This is a genomic window from Pseudomonas sp. OST1909 (assembly GCF_015277575.1).
In the GTDB taxonomy this organism is placed as follows: domain Bacteria; phylum Pseudomonadota; class Gammaproteobacteria; order Pseudomonadales; family Pseudomonadaceae; genus Aquipseudomonas; species Aquipseudomonas synxantha_A.
In genome coordinates this window covers 4,492,817-4,508,243 of sequence record NZ_CP063780.1, presented here as the reverse complement: position 1 = coordinate 4,508,243, position 15,427 = coordinate 4,492,817, and the positions used below count along the sequence as shown (strand labels likewise).

Annotated in this window: 5 protein-coding genes; 1 reads left to right on the top strand and 4 read right to left on the bottom strand. The window is 57.5% G+C overall.

The genetic code is table 11. The features are described 5' to 3' along the window. Nucleotides 1-57: 57 nt before the first annotated feature. The 4 genes from IH404_RS19500 to IH404_RS19485 all read right to left on the bottom strand — a co-directional run bounded on the left by IH404_RS19500 (nt 58) and on the right by IH404_RS19485 (nt 12,312). Entirely contained in the window at nt 58-4,641 is a 4,584-nt protein-coding gene (locus IH404_RS19500) for a SpvB/TcaC N-terminal domain-containing protein (RefSeq protein WP_194438823.1), read from the bottom strand. After that, a complete protein-coding gene (locus IH404_RS19495; protein ID WP_194438821.1) occupies nt 4,638-7,463 on the bottom strand; it encodes a hypothetical protein in 2,826 nt (941 codons plus the stop codon). Before IH404_RS19495 ends, IH404_RS19500 begins: the two co-directional genes overlap by 4 nt. A gap of 413 nt (nt 7,464-7,876) precedes the next feature. Further along, nucleotides 7,877-9,472, bottom strand: coding sequence for a neuraminidase-like domain-containing protein (locus IH404_RS19490; RefSeq protein WP_194438819.1), 1,596 nt, complete (start codon nt 9,470-9,472; stop codon nt 7,877-7,879). Between the two features lie 44 nt (nt 9,473-9,516). Further along, nucleotides 9,517-12,312: a Tc toxin subunit A gene (locus tag IH404_RS19485; RefSeq protein WP_194438817.1), complete on the bottom strand. Its 2,796-nt coding sequence runs from the start codon at nt 12,310-12,312 to the stop codon at nt 9,517-9,519. A 194-nt stretch (nt 12,313-12,506) separates the two neighbouring features. Between IH404_RS19485 and IH404_RS19480 the strand changes: the two genes are divergently transcribed. Beyond that, a complete protein-coding gene (locus IH404_RS19480; protein WP_194438816.1) occupies nt 12,507-15,413 on the top strand; it encodes an RHS repeat-associated core domain-containing protein in 2,907 nt (968 codons plus the stop codon). The last annotated feature ends 14 nt before the right edge of the window (nt 15,414-15,427 follow it).

The window sequence follows — 15,427 nt, the reverse complement described above, 5'->3', positions numbered from 1 at the left end:
GGGCCAGACCGCTACAGGTCTGGCGCAGGAGCAAAAGTTCTGTAGATACCCAGGTCTTTAGGGGGTATCAGTCAGTATGTTGTCGGAGTTCAGCTCTGCATAAGTGTCGTTTTCGTCCTCATTGACGGTGTACCAGGCCCAATAGGTGTTACGCCGCATAAATCCTCCTGCGGTCAATGTCTTTGTCGGGCGCCCGAGGGGGTCGTAGAACTGTCGGTCGCTGTGGCCCAGCTCGCGCATGGATTGATCATTGACGTAGGTGTGCTTGTCGGCGAAGTAGGGGCGGTAGACGCGAATGACCAGGCCCTTGTTGTTGTATTCGACACGCTCGCTGACGCGCCAGCGGGGGTTGGCTTGCACTTGGCGTAGCTGCTTCTTCAAGGTGGCGTTTGCATCCGGTAGTTCGTCGACCAGCAGATTGCCCTTGTCGTCGACCGCATGGGCCGGGCCTGGTTCGGTCTTCTGCTTGGTCTGCAATGAGCGGCCGAAGCCATCCCAGCAGGTCAGGGTCATGCGAACCTGTTGTTCGGTATCGCCGGGGTAGCGGTCGGCTTGCAACATGAGCCCATGTACCGGCGTACGGCTGGCCTTGTCGATCAACGCCTTGAGCTGTTTTGCACTGTCACTGAGGGGCTGGCGACCACCACGCAGGAGCGATCGCGCGTTCATGCGGATATGCCCGCTGGGGAGCAGATAGCCCTTGGTGATCCACTCTGGCTTGACCAGGGCCAAGTCGATGCTACCCATCCAACTGAACGGGGCGTAGCAGTGCGCGCTGGCCATGTCTTGCAGCACGCTTTGCGCCTGTTCGATGGCCAATGCGGGCGTTATATTTTTGAGCGGGCGGTAGCTATCCAGGGCGGCGAAGCCCACTCTGAGGCTTTGTTCGTGGCCGTAAAAGGTGTTGGCGAGTAACTGCCCAAAACCGTCATAAAGCGCTTCTTGAACAGTGCCATTGGGGTCGACGATTTTTGTCGGCAGCAGCAATCGATAGTCGTATTCGGCCTTGGTCACACAACCGTCGGGCATTTTTACGCGCACGGTTTGCAACGTGTAGGGGTCATAGGTGAGCGTTGTTTCGCCATGGGCCTCCGTGGCCCGCAGCGCCCTTATCCGATAAAACTGGGTGGCCTTGCCATAGCGGGGAAAGTGCCGGCGAATCGACCACAGGCGGTTTTCCTTGGGCGGCACCTCGCCGTCAAATAGAAAAAACAGCTCCATGGCGTGATAGCCGCTGTCGGTGAGCTTTTGCACCAGGTCCACCTTGGGTTGGTTGAGCATGGCTGGAATGTCGTTGTAGGCACTCATGGCCTGGTCATCCAGCTCGGCGGTTTCCAGGTAGTCAGTCAATGCCTGGGCAGTGGCGACCCCAGGTTCCAGGGTTTTACCCAAAGCGCCGGCCTGCCGGTAGTACTGGCGCGACAAGCCGCTCAGTGCGCGGCTGGCCCCTGCGGCCAACGGCCCGACGCTGGTATCGATGAACACCTCATAGGCGATACGCGCAGTGTCCAGCCCGCCAGGCGCTGGCGTCTTGCCGAGCACCAGGGCGTTGTCTCGTTGACGGTAGGGCAAGGCCAGGCACCACTGCTGTGCGTCGTCCAGATGAATGGGCTGGGCCAGCGTTTCGCTCAGGTAATAGAATTGTTGCGCGTTGTCATGGGTATCGCGCCACCAGCGCTGCTGGTGCTCATCCACCAGCACGGCGGGTGGCGGGCTGTCGGTGGTGGTACGGCGGGCATAATGCAGGGTCACGCTATGCACCAAATAACCATAGGCATCCCAGCGCAGATTGATCTGGTGCTGGCAGACGGGATCGTTTTCCACGCCTTCATATTGATAGCTGATCGACTCCAGCGCTAATGGCAGCAAACGGGGGTAGAGCGTATGAGCACTGGCCGGTGCCAGTTCACGGACCAGATACCGCTGTTGCGTGACGGCATAGGGCACGGTGCCTTGCGCCGTGTCCGCTGCTGCCACTTCCACCCGTAGCACTCTGCCGCTGAGTGCGCGTGCCACTTCGCGTGCCAGCAGTGGTGCAGGATCGCTGATCAAGTCGTCGTGGTGATCCAGTGGCTGTGCCCCGGGCGTCGCCCTGTATCGGCTAACCAGTGTGCGGCCCATGGCTTTGGCCTGTGGGTCGTGACTGCTATGGCCGAGGGTGGGCATGTCGATGTATTGCCCGGTATGAAACCAGGTTTTGGTGCGCATGGGGGAGCTGAAACCCTGGCTGTGTTGCGTGTCTTTGCTGCTCTCGGTGTCGGTTTGCAGCAACAGCCCAAAGCCACGAAACTCACGGTCCACGCGGTCGTAATAAGCCTGACGATAGCTCACGCGCTGGGTCAGCTGGTTGCCGGTAATCTCGTCCCGTTGGGCCTGTTGGCTGACCAGCAGCAGCGCAAAGGGCAACTGGCTGATCGCAGACTGGCCCTTGGCAAGCAGCTCGCGTTTTTCGTCCAGCCACTCCTGGGCACTGCTGCGATATTTGATCGAAGCCTGGGCGCCCATGTTGTTGTCGGTGCGCATGAGCAGCCAGGGCTTGTGAGTGAAAAAATCGTAGCGCCAGTGAATGGGGGTCTGATGGGCGGCGGTCAGGATCAGGCTGGGGCAGCCCCGGCCGCTCACGTCGACGATGTTGACCTGACAGTGGTCGTCATACCGCACGCCCTCTGGCCACGGGACTTTGATCGCATCCGCCTCGAAGCCGTTGCCGCCTTTATTGAGGAAAATACACAGGTGGGCGGCGCTCAAATACAGCAAGTCCGTAGCGCCACCTCCATTGAGGTCGACGAGCAGTACATTGGACGCTTTGAACACTTCATAACGGAACGGCAACGTGGCCAACACAAACCCTTGGCCAAAACGTCCTCGACCCAGGTTCGGCCAACATTTCACTTCGTTATGCCGGATACGCACCAGATGCTGCTGGCCCGTGGCAAGTACATCGCTGAACGCCACCAGCTCGTTGGACGAGGCGGAAACGATCGGCAAGACGTCATCGAGCTTATGAGGCACCTCAATGGCGGGTTCGAAGCCTTTTCGCCGGCGATTGGCATACAGGCGCACGCTACGGGGGCCGATCATGGCAACGTCAGGACGTCCCGTCCCCATCAAGTCGGCGAGTATTCCCGCGGGATGGAAAAATTCCGACGGGAACGCATCGAACGGCGTGAAGGTTGACCAGTTGCGCTGTTCGTCCAGGCTGAAAAAGCCGCTCATCCCCGGTTGGGCAACCAGCCAGTCCAGACGGCCATCGCCGTTCACATCGGCCAGCGCCTGGTGGATGGGCCGGGTACTGTCGGCGACCGGCACCCGCGCCAACTCCTGGGCCGCGCCGTAAATCACCTCGTCGCCGGTTTTCGTGTGCTGCGGCCTGAGCGGTTCACGGTAGTACCAACTCTTGTCAGCGCGATACAACACACCCGGTATGCCTTCGCCATACAGATCGACCAATTGATAGCGATCGCTGTCATGCAGCCCGGGCAGCGAACTGAAGGGCTTATAGCCGCTCTTGTCCACCTTGAGCTGGCTCGATTGGTAAAAACACTCCAGTGGCGGGCGGCTCACGCTATTGCCTGCGCTGTCGAAGGCCTGCTCATGGATCCCGCTCAACAGGCTGACATGGCTGGATGTGCGGTATTCCAGCAGCAGACGTTTGACCAGCACCGGGTCGGTGCCCATTTGCGCTTCTTTGGGGAAGTGGTGAAACATCAGAATCTGGTTGCAACAGCGCAGGGTGCGTAGCTCGAAGCCGAACGAAAAATCCGAGCAGGGATCGGGTCGTGTCGGCCACTCCCGGGTTTTCTGATACGTCGGCCGCTTATCCAGCTCAAGGTCACGTTCGCCATAGTCAAAGAGCAACTGAAAGTGCCAGCCCATGCCCGGCTCATCGTCGGTCTGCCAGAGGTAGAGCTGTTCCTGCTCCTTGGCGGTGAAGTTGCCGTAGCAGACGCGCTCCAGGTAACACTGGGCTCGACAGTCCCTCGGGTAGCGCGAGGGATCGGTTTCTTTGTTGTAGTGATAATAAATGTGTTCGCCGTGGGTATTCAGGCTTTCCTGCAACAACCATTGCGCCACATGGTGCGGGTGGTCCGGATCGGCAATTCGCGCCAATGGGGTCTTCCCGTAAAAGTGCTGACTGCCATCGGCACTTTGTATCAACCAGAAGCCTGCCGTATCGGTTGCCGAGTGCCAGTGCTCGATACGGTCGAACTGGCTCTCGATCCTGGGAAAGTACCGGGTGGCCGTGTAGGCGATGGTCAGTGGCAAACCATTGAAAGCGGTCGTGGAACGGCTGACGATCGCACCTTCGGCGTCGCGTTCGGGTAGCCATATTTGCGCGTCGGGGCCCACCAGTACGTCGTGCCCCGTGTAGGCCGGCACGCCGTGGGAGGTACGCCGGCTGACGGCCGGCAAGGGTACCCTCCAACCCAATCCGAAGGGGCCGTTACCGGCGCCGCTGTGGTAGGTCAGCGACATGGCCGGCGCGTAGCCGCGCGCCGGAGAGATCGGCAAGGGAATTTCAAAGCTTGCCGTACCACTGGAGCCGACATCGCCCCAGCCTTTGCCGGTGCCTTGAATGGCGCCGCCGCCTTTGGGCAGGGCGGGGGTATTGACCTGGAGGTTGAGCGTATCGTCGTTCATGCCTTGACCTCGCTGGCTGCTGGCACCCTGGCGGTGTAACGCAGGTGAATGACGATATCGTTGATCGATTTGAGTACGGCTTCTTGCTGGGCAGGGTTGGGGAATTCCAGGGTCCAGTTGGAGATGGCCCCGGTGTATTCGAAGGGCAAGTAGCGATCTTGGCTCTCGAAGTTGAGGGTGAACAGGCCATTGTCATCCAGGCCGGTGGACAGTGCGACTTGCTGATGGGCGCGCATGTCGCGGCGCCGCTCGCCTGAGGGCAATACGATTTCGTTATGGGTCTGGGTCAGTATCGCCTTGATGTCCTCATAGGGGCCTAGCGTCGCGGGCAACGACACGCTGATACCTTTTATTCGCCGCAGGATGTGGTGGGGGTAATCCTCTTCAAACAGAGCCTCGGGCAACTTGAAGCACAGCGCGCCGTTATCGACCAGTTGTCGTTTATGCTCGGCCCATGTGTTTTGTGTACTCGATGATTGAGTGCCGGTTGTGTCTGTTGTGGGGGGGGGGACTTTGCAATCGATCATGCGATGACGCAGGGAGATGGTCTTGACGATTTCCAGGTCCCGAACGTTATGGTTCACATAGGCCGCATTCATCTTCAATAGCGACAGCTTCAGGGCCTCACCCGCCAGGTAGCCGCGGTAGTTGTTGTTCCAGGCACCGGGCTGGATAAACGTGCTCGCATAGTCTGCGACTTCGTACTGCCAGCACGCTTGCGCGGTGCGGCACAGGGAAAGGCTCAGGTCATAGACTTGGTAATAGAACTTGCTCAGTTGTACATTGAGCCAGTCATACAGTTGTGCCCTGGTAAAGCGCTTGGCCAGCAATTGATAGTTCGACCAGGCCTGGGCCAGGGAGGTCTCGGCCAGGCGTAATTGCAGGCGCGTGGCTTTTTCCTGCTCGGCATAAGCTTGTAATTGGGCATCGACCTGGGCCAGTTCGAGTCGGGCCTGATCCTGGGCATGCGCCCATTCTTGCTCCCGACGGTTGAATTGCTCGGAACGGTCCAGGTCTGCGGCAGTGCCGCGCAACACCGTCGCGGTGCCTTGAGCCAAGGCTTGGGCTGCATAAAACGGGCCCTCCCAGCGTGCCCCGCCGGTACTCGTACCGAAGATGTTCGGCGCTATCATCGCGATGCCGGCCCCTGCGGCGGCGGTGGATCCTGCGGTCTCGAATCCGCTACTGAGCAGGTAGAGTTGGCCTGCGTGCGCTTCTGCGGGGCTGATGCCTTCGGTGAGCAGGCGTTCGTAGTGGCGCATCCGGGATTCGATCATGCTCCGACTGGCGCCGAGTGCCTGGCGGTTTTTCTCGTCGAGCAACAATGCCTGGTGTTGTTGGGTTACGACGATATTGGCCAAGTCCCAGGCTTGTTGTTGCTGCAACTCCAGGTATTCAGCCTGTTCCTTGCGCTCAATCAGGCTCAGCACCGTGTTGCCGAATTGAATCACCGCCTCGGTTGCCGTGAGCGCGTGGCCCAGCATGACCTGGAAGCGATAATGGCCGACTTGCGCGTCAATGAACGACGCTACGCCTCCTTCGCCGAAGGCACCGCTGCTGCGGCTGGCCAACAGTTTCAGAGGTGAGAGCGGGGTTGCGTACAGCGACAGGCGCAAGGGTTTGCCAGTGATGTCGAGATTGTACCGCAGGTTATGCAGGCGACTTTCGAGCTTGTCCCAGCGCGCTACCAGCTCGGTATTGAAGGGTAGGCACAGATTATCGGTGTCCGTGAGCGAAGCCAGTGCGATGCCTTCGGTCGCAGGGTTGATAGTGATTGGTGGGTTTGTTTGCTCCAGTTCTACCAGGGCTTTAGAGCGGTTCGTCGTCAAACTTTCGAGGGTGATTTTATCCCACGGTTCAGTGGTGATGACGCGGGGGCGTGGCCCGAGAAAGTGGTTGGCTCGCGTGTACCAGAGTTTGGCCTGGGTCAGGCTGTCGGGGGTAAGCTGCCGATAGGCTGCATCGCCACGATTGAGCAATATATCGAGATAAAGCAGATAGATTGCTTTGCGAAAATGCACCGGTGAGCGAATCGCCAGTTTGTGTGGGTCGTGAGTGACTGAACCGGGGAGCGGGCCCGTACGAACGAGCTCGTTGAACCCCCAAAATTCAGGGCGTTCGCTGTCCGTATCGGCCAACCGCGCTGGGTCGAAGATGTGTTTGAGCCAGGCTTGGGCTTCGACATACTGCTGCTCCTGATTCAGGCGGTGGGCAACCAACCAGGGTACGTACAGGAACAGCTCCCAGAAGTACTTGCTGTGAGCCCCGTTAAAGTCGATGTCCTCTGCTGCTCCATCTGGTGTGAGTGGAGGTTCTTGCCACGTTTTCGGTGTTAACGAAAACAAATGCTCAAGGCTGACATTGGCCGCCTTGACCAGATTGCCGGCAAAACAGGTATTCATGCGAAGGCGGGGGGGCGTGTCGGCAGGCGGGGTTGAGGTGCTCGTTGGGAAATCAATAAATTCGGCGGTGCCGAGTTTTTCCGACGTCTGTCTTTTGATCATCGGCACCAGGTGTTGACTGAGCGATGTGTCAGAGGTGGAAGGGGCCAACTTCAAGGTAGTTGCTTTCAGGGTATAGCCGAGAATTGTCGAGTCGTCTTCTTTGGCAGGCTCAAGCGTCACCACCCCGTGTATCAGGGTGATGCCCGACGTTATTTCCTCCGTGGTCACTGGAATACGCGCCGTGACCCGATGCCCGCTGGGTAATTCGGGATTTGACCCGGTGAGGCTTTCGTGGGCAGTGTCCTGATAGTTGATGATTTGATGTGAGTTGGCATTGATTTTTTCGGTGAATGGATAGTCTTTAAAATTGGCTCTCATAATGATGTGCTTATAGGCACGTAATTTAGATGTGCTCACGGCGGGTTTTTTTATAATCAACGTATTTTGTGCGTGCAGCGACGTCTTTTTGTTCGCGTCTGGGTATTTGCTGTAGCGGTTAAGGGCGACCTGGATGGAGTTTTCTGTACTTGTGTATAAACTGATGAAAGCATTCTTGTCTATATAATGATTTTTCAGCGAGACGGTGTTCCCGTCTTTGGACTTGGGCTTGAGTTTAATGAGTAACCCGCTCTCGGTATGTACAGCATTGGGGAACTCGTCATGCGTGGCCGTGTTTTTAAAATAAAGAGCGTAAAAATCAGTCTGGAGCGCGTTGGTTGGATCGTCAATTTTAGAATCACTGGTCAGTTTAAGTTGAGTGGCTTTCGGATCATCCAGTGCGTCGTCTACTGTCAGTGTGATGTTAATATCCTCACCGCTTGTTTTTTTATTAGTGTGACGCCGTACGTTTGCTGGAAACTGTCAGTGAGTGTGGAAGTAAATACGAGTTCATTGGTGTTTGAATCAACAGAGACGTCGCTTGCTGTTGGTGTTTTTATTTTTGTTCGATTGTTTTCGAAGTCCCAATGGTCGTTGTTTTCGGTAATCGTTTGCTCCGTGGGGGAAATCGAGTGCTTGTTTGGGGGTGTTACCTTGAACTGCAAGTTTCCTTGGTTTTTATGAGCAAAGAATGTTAGGTATTGCCGAGCGGTGTCAGGCAGCAATTCACTGTAGTACCCGCTCACGCTTTGATCTTTGCCCTGAACTACAGTTTGCACTTTTGTCTTCTGCGATGGATCGAAGTGTTCCAGGAGTCGGTTTATCTCTTCGTCCACCTGTGAGCCGGGCAGCACGCTATAGCGCTCGGGGCTGCCGCCATCGGCGATGGTGGTAATGTTGAAGGACTGGTCGACGTGGACAGCCTGGAAAAACTTTCCAATAAAGTTCTCCTGCTGTTTGGGGTCTTTACGGCTGGTGGCAAGCACACTTAAAAACAGTACCGGGGGGCCGTTACTGTCGACGATAGCCACCGTCTGCGTAATGGTTTTCAGAAAGGCAGGGGGCAATGCGTTGACGTCTTCAGTGGCACAGTACTCCTCAATGCAGGCTTTGGGTGCGCTCCAACTGCCATCGTGCTTTTTATAAGAAAAATTGAGGCGAAACTTGACGTAGCGGCTGTTGATCCATTCGGCCAGCTGTTTTTTTTTCTCTGAGTTTTTTTTCGTCGGTGGGACGGAACTGGTCGGGGAGGGGGGGATGCATTCGGCCCAGATGAAAAATAGCCGATTATTGAAATACACCGGCCGGATACTTTGCTCGGCGGTGGCGTCGGAGACCGACAAGTTGATTTTCTCCCAGCCTGACCAGGCATCCTGAAAAAGTACCGACCCTGCGCGCCTGGACAGGTCGAGGGAGCGCCAGTAATAGGTGTTTGCGGAGCTCGATTTCCCGACGAAGTAATAGGTGCCGCTATACAGGTTGCTCAAGTCGGCGTCGATATAACCGTTGATCGTGCGTATGTTGGCGGTTTCCTCGAATCTGGCCAGGTAATTGTGAACCGCCGTGGTAACGGTATCCGCTTGAATTCGATACTGGCTCAGGTCGTTTTCCAACTGCTCAAAGCTGTCGGTCTTGTCACGCCGTAATGTCGGGTCCAAATAGTTGGCGGGGTGATAGCGCAACTGCTGGTTGGCGTTCCAGAGTGCGTAGGTGTGCAACTGTTCGCGCCATAACGTGTCCTGTTGCGTGGTCATGCCCTGCTTTTCATAGCCCGGTTCCAGGCCCAGCTGGATGCGTGTGATGTACTGCTGCAGGCTGGAGATGGCACAGGCTACCGGGCTGGTCGGTACGGCTTGGCTGACTTGTACGTCGAGCAGCCAGTATTCGTAAAGATCGTCGGCCTGGGTGATCTTTTCCTTTAGTTCGGGAGGTACTTTGTAGGTCAGGTAGTACGCGAGCATGGCGTCGCGCAGGCTTTCATTGAGCTGTTGATTAAGCGAGTGAGACATGATCAATCCTTGAGCGGGTCGAATGTGAGTAGGGTGTGAGTGGGTTATGGATACGCACTTGTGACCGCCTCACCGACGCTCTTCCAGTCAGCCAATGCAGAGTCGGCTTTCAGTTCGCTGGCTTTGATCAGCATGTTGGCAGGCAGGCCTGTGTCGATGCTGGCTTGGCGGCAGCGCAGCACCCAGTCCAGGCGGTTCATTGAGGTAATGCGTGGAGGTTTCAGTTGGCTGCTGAAGACATCGATTTCACTGGCACTCCAACCTAAAAGTTGAGCGAGACGCTCGTTCGTTTCTTCACTGGTGTTTTGCGTAGCGCCGTTGGGCAGGGTATTGGCGTGTTCGAAGTAGTTGAGCAGCTGCTCTTCCGTTAGGCCGCAGTGGTGTATGCAATGTTTGAACTGCTGCATGAGGTAGAGGTTGTACGGGGTCAGTTCGAGCAGCGAAGACGCCCTGTACTTACTCGCGAGCCAGTGCGGATTGACCAGAAACTGGTGAAGTGCTTGTGGGCTGAGGGGCAGTTGCAGAATATCGGCGGCGTGAGGTAACCGCAGTATCAGATAACTGAGCGTTTGCAGCGGCGTAGCAGCGGGGGCGTATAAACGCAGGAAATGGTAGTCATTGTCGTATTTTTGATAGCCGTTGGCATTGTTTGGCGCATGGAGGACGGCTTGGGTGATTTCTTTAAGGCGTAGATATAAAGTCCACAACTCATCCCGCGCATTGCTCAGCAGTGTGTTGAACTTAGGCTTCGCTCGGTCGATCAACGTTGTCGTACGTGCGGGCATCGTGCTGATTTGAACGGAAGAGAGCACTTGATCGAGCGCCATCTCGATGCTGTTATTGGGACGCATCCGTTGCAGCGCCGCATAGGCCAAGGACTCCCAGTCAACGGCGGGTAAACGATCTTTTTCGTCACCGGGTTGCTGAGGAAGATCAAGCAGTTGCAACGCTTTGGAAAGAGACGCTTGGTCATAGCTGGCGAACTCCTTCAATAGCTGATTGATGATCGGGTCCTGGACCTGGCTATCCAGCAATAGCTGGCGTCTGAGCAGCGTCAGGCTGCTGCCGTTTTCTTTAAACCAACGGCTCGCCCATTCCAGGTGCATGAGCATGTCGAGGAAGTCAGTCGTGCCCTTGGGTTTGTTGCGTAACGTTGGGTTGCGCAACTGCATGAGAAAGTTCGCATTCCCGAGCATTTGCACCAATTGTCGGCATTCCACGACCGATAGCCCGAACAGGCGAGCGATTCTCGCTTGCCGATAGATCTTGCTGATCGTCTCGATCGTACGGGTTGCAGGCTGGTCGGGAGGGATCAGTAGTTGAAGCGAATCCTGGGTGTCTTGCAGGCCCAACCCGGCGCAGAGCTGTTGCCGGGTGGTACCGTCGAACGTAGCGCTGTCCAGGTACAGGGGAGGCAGGGCGGAACCCGTGCGATTGAACACCTGGTCGAACAATGACATGCGGTCGCCTGAGGCATGGACGGGTAACTGATGAAGCAGGGCGGCAAATTCTTCGGCTTGCAACGTGTAGCGTTTGCTCAAATAGCAAAAGACCCCCAGCGCCCGGAGGGTGTTATGGGTGATCTGCAGCGTGCTGTTGCGATGGCCTTCGCAGCGCATGGCGCTGACTATCAGGGTGTCCAATTGCGCGAAAGGCAGGCCGAGCCAGCGCTGTAGACGAATCATGCGTTGCAGTCTGTCGAAGCGCTCAAGGCTAACGTGGGTCAGCTTGGCGTTGTCCAGGCTGATAGCGGGTGTGGTCGTGCCGTTGATATAGCACGCACCGTAGGCGAGGCCGGGGTTTTGCTTGCAGTTAGGTGATTGGCGTGGTGACTGAGTCTGTTGTGCAAGCAGCGCCTGAAGTTGGTCGGCATCCAGTTGTGTATGGTTCAGAAAGTCAGTGAGCTTCTCTGGTCCTGTTTGATCTATCGTCCAGTTGTAAAACTGGAGATGGAACTTTTTCACCTTTTCCTCTTTTTCCACCTCTGTTTCGGTGACCCATTTAGCTTTCAGCATTGTCTGTTGGTTAGGGCTCAACCCCGATAACTGACATTGGACTTCGTTGTTCTGTTCGCCGACCTGCCCGTAAGTGCTGGTTTCTCCTGCCAAAGGCAACTGGCGACTGATGCGATAGTTCAACTCACCCAACGCCGGCTTGTCGCCCGACAGGCCCTGTTGGCATTGCTGATGGTGCAAATGATAGGGCAGAGAAAACGGATACCAGGTTTCACTCAGCACCCTATAGGTATCTTCCTCTTTGGCCGGCGCGATATTTTTGAGCAAGATCTGGTTGACGATCGACAACATGGGAACCTGGCTCGAAACGCTATGTTGGTTGATCACCTGGTCTTTGAGTTCCGGGCGTCGCTGCGACAGCTTGAGCGCGTTTGTGTCCTTGGTATTTTCTTCCAGCTGCAGGGCGAACAAATAGAGCGCACGCAGGTAGGCAGTCGGTGAATCGAGCGCTGCGATAGACGAACTGGAGCAGAACTGGTCCCACTTTTCCTTGAACAAGGCCTGGTAGGTTGCGCTGGTCTCGGGGGGGAGACTGCGTTTATTGCGCGGTGAAGAAGGAGGGGACGAGACTTGCTGTTCGCGAAATAACGTTTCCAGTTGCGCGGCGGCGCTCTGGGCCTTGAGGTACACCGTGTGGGCATCGTCATCGTTGTACGTTGCCAGTTGCTCGGCAAAGGCTCTTTCGGACAATCGTACGATGTCCAATACCGAGTTGAGGTTGAGGCGCCGCAGGGCGGTCTTGAAATCGTCCCGACCTGGAGCGGGAGGCCGTGAGTGATCAATCAGCTTGGCGAGCAAGGGGCTGCTGTCGGTTTGCATATTCATACGTTCCTTCACGCCCGCCGGGGGGGCCGGCAGGCAATGAAAAACGCTATCACGCAGGTTAACGGGGCCAGGTATAGGTATTTACAGGCGTCGTCGGCGCACGCCGGTTGAGGTGCCCATACACCGATACCACCTCTGTGCAAGACATGAACCCTAGGCTTTTCTGACCATTGTGCAACTCAGGTCATGTGATCATGTCTGCTTCACTTCATCGAAATACGCCCTCGCTTGCGGCATTCGACCCCCGTGGGTTGACGGTCCGCAGTGTCGCTTATCTGCGCGCTACCCCCCAGGCTGAGCCGACGGCCCGTGTCAGGCGTCAAGTCTATGGGGCCAGCGGCCTGATGCTTGAGCAGTGGGACCCTCGTCTGCATACCCTTAAATCGCGTGAACCATTGATCGAGGCGAATCAGGTGTCGGTGTACAGCCTGTCCGGTACGCTGATCCGCAACCACGATGTGGACGCCGGCATGCGGCTGATGCTGGCGGCGCCATCCGGGCAACTGTTGCAGGCCTGGGACGGTAGGGGGGCCTATCAGCGCCACGACTACGATGACTTGCAGCGTCCGGTGGCGGTGTTCGAACAAGCGGCCGACGAAGAGCGACCCCGCTGTGTCGAACGCCTGGTATATGCCACCCCAACATCTGAGCACCGTGCCCTTAACCGCAGTGGCCGTCTGGTGTGCCATGCCGACCCGGCTGGCGCCCAGGTGTTCGAAGCCTATGGGATGACCGGGCGAGTGCTTCGGCAGACGCGGCGATTTCGCGAGGCGCCGGGCGATGTTGACTGGCCGCTTGCTCAGGCCGATCAGGACCAGCAGTTGGACGGCGAGCGTTACACCACACGTTGGACATTTGATGCACTCGGCGGCACGTTGGAACAGGTCGACGCCAAGGGTAATGGTCGGCACTTTGCCTATGGGTTGGACGGACAGACGAAACATATTCACCTCGCCTTGAAAAGTGGCGCGCGCAAGACCGTGATAGAGCGCTACGACTACAATGCTGCCGGTCAGGTGGAGGCGGCCCTGCTGGGCAATGGCGTGAGCAGCCTCGCCGCCTATCGGGCCGAGGATGGCCGTATGCACCGGCTGATGGCGTACCGCAAAAATGAGCGGGCGACGCCATTACAGGATTTGAATTACGGATATGACCCGGTGGGAAATATTTCAGCCCTGCAGGATCAGTCGCAACCGACGAAATGGAGCCACAACACGCAAGTGGAGGCTTCATGCCGCTATGAATACGACTCGCTGTACCAGCTGACTCAGGCGACGGGCCGGGAAAGTGCCGCCGCCACCATCGGCCCGGCGCTGCCTGCACGTATTTTGTTCGGTTCCACCGATGCCGGTTTATGGCGCAACTACACCCAGCACTACGCCTATGACGAGGGGGGCAACCTGACCCGGTTGCGCCATGTGCCGTCCAGTGGCGTCGGTTACACGCGCGATATGCAGGTCGCCATTGGCAGTAACCGCGCGTTGTCTAGCGAGCATCTGGCTGGCGAGTTGGCGCAGGGTTTTGACGCCAATGGCAATCAGCAACGGCTGGGGCGTGGTGTACCGATGGTGTGGAACGTGCGTAATCAGTTGTCCAGGGTCACGTCAGTTGTGCGTGACGGCGCTGACTCGGATGAGGAAACTTATGTGTATGCAGGCGACGGCCAGCGTGCGCTCAAGCTCACGCACCAGCAGGTTGCCGGCAGTCGACAAACAGCGCGTGTCTATTACCTGCCAGGCCTGGAAATTCGCCAGCGGCCATTGCGTCGATTGAATGTATTGCGCCTTGACGTAGCGCGCTGCGCGGTGGAGATCTTGCAATGGGAGCTGGGACTTGATGAGGGGGCTGACGATGAAGCCCTGCGTTTTTGCCTGACCGATCAGCAGTCGAGCCATGGGTTGGAGTTGGGCGAACAGGCCGAGTTATTGAGTCAGGAGAGTTATTTCCCGTATGGGGGGACAGCGTGGTGGGCATCGCGCAACGCGGTGGAGGGCAGTTACAAAACCCGTCGATATTCAGGCAAGGAGCGTGACGGCAGCGGTTTGTATTACTACGGTTTCCGCTATTACGCCCCATGGTTGCAGCGCTGGATAAGCCCCGACCCTGTTGGGGGAGGGACGCAGCTGAATCCTTATCTCATGGCGTTCAACAACCCGGTCACGTTCGTTGATTCAATGGGGTTGCAGCCTACCGACATGGAAAACCCTCAGATACAGGACGAGATCATACTCATCCTGGTTCTGGCCTTGCTGGGCCTGGGGGCGGCAGCGTTGCTGGGCGATGCGAGGGTGGGGGCTGCCGTGGGGGCTCTGGTGGGAGGCCTGCTGGTTGGTACCGACCGCTTCATTACCTATCAAAGCATGCAGCCGCAGGCCCTGGCCAGCGCAGCGCAACAACTGGAAGAAAATTTCGCCAGGGCCGTTTCGGAGACGGCGATTGCTGCGGCGGAGGATGCGGGGCTGAGTCACGAAGAAACGGAGCGGCTGGTGAATTTTGCCTACGCGCGCCGTCATGGTGAAGAAGGCATTACCCTTATGGTCCATCGGCGTCAGGGGACCCTCCGTGGCTACGTGGGGCCTGTGGACGAGGCGGGAGACCTGGAACGCGCACTGGGGGGGAATCGTAACCCGATGCCGGAGTTGAAACGCATGGGCTATGGCGTGATAGTGCTGCGAAGTCCGGCACGTGAGCCCGCTGCCGCGAGCGGTCAGCAGGCGGGGCCGAGCGCGTTCGAGGTTGGGGTGACCACACAGGTGGCTGGCTCAAGTCGCGCACGCGGTGGTCGGCAAGCACAGGCGCAGGTGCCGTTGGTGGCGCCGGCGGCAGCGAGAGCCACTGCCCCGCAAATGGAGTTCGATACCGCGAGGCTTGTAGATACCCAACTATCGGGCCGCGAGCGCCGCAGTATTGCCCTTACCCTCAGCCACTTGCGTGAAGGGCGTTTTGGCGCGGTTCATTGGCATGCTCACAGAGACCAACTATGGTCCGCTGATTTGCACGGCTACGCCGCTGCTCGTGGACGCGGTGCCTATCGTTTGATGTTCAGCCATCTCGGCGGCCAGCGTTACCGAGTGGAAGGGGTACGTAACCCACATCGCTGAGGACTTATCAGCGG

What these genes read in the sequence shown, in the direction of transcription:
- IH404_RS19490 (WP_194438819.1), bottom strand. Translation starts at nt 9,472, where the DNA reads ATGTCTCACTCGCTTAATCAACAGCTCAATGAAAGCCTGCGCGACGCC.
- IH404_RS19485 (WP_194438817.1), bottom strand. Translation starts at nt 12,312, where the DNA reads ATGAATATGCAAACCGACAGCAGCCCCTTGCTCGCCAAGCTGATTGAT.
- IH404_RS19495 (WP_194438821.1), bottom strand. Translation starts at nt 7,463, where the DNA reads ATGAGAGCCAATTTTAAAGACTATCCATTCACCGAAAAAATCAATGCC.
- IH404_RS19500 (WP_194438823.1), bottom strand. Translation starts at nt 4,641, where the DNA reads ATGAACGACGATACGCTCAACCTCCAGGTCAATACCCCCGCCCTGCCC.
- IH404_RS19480 (WP_194438816.1), top strand. Translation starts at nt 12,507, where the DNA reads ATGTCTGCTTCACTTCATCGAAATACGCCCTCGCTTGCGGCATTCGAC.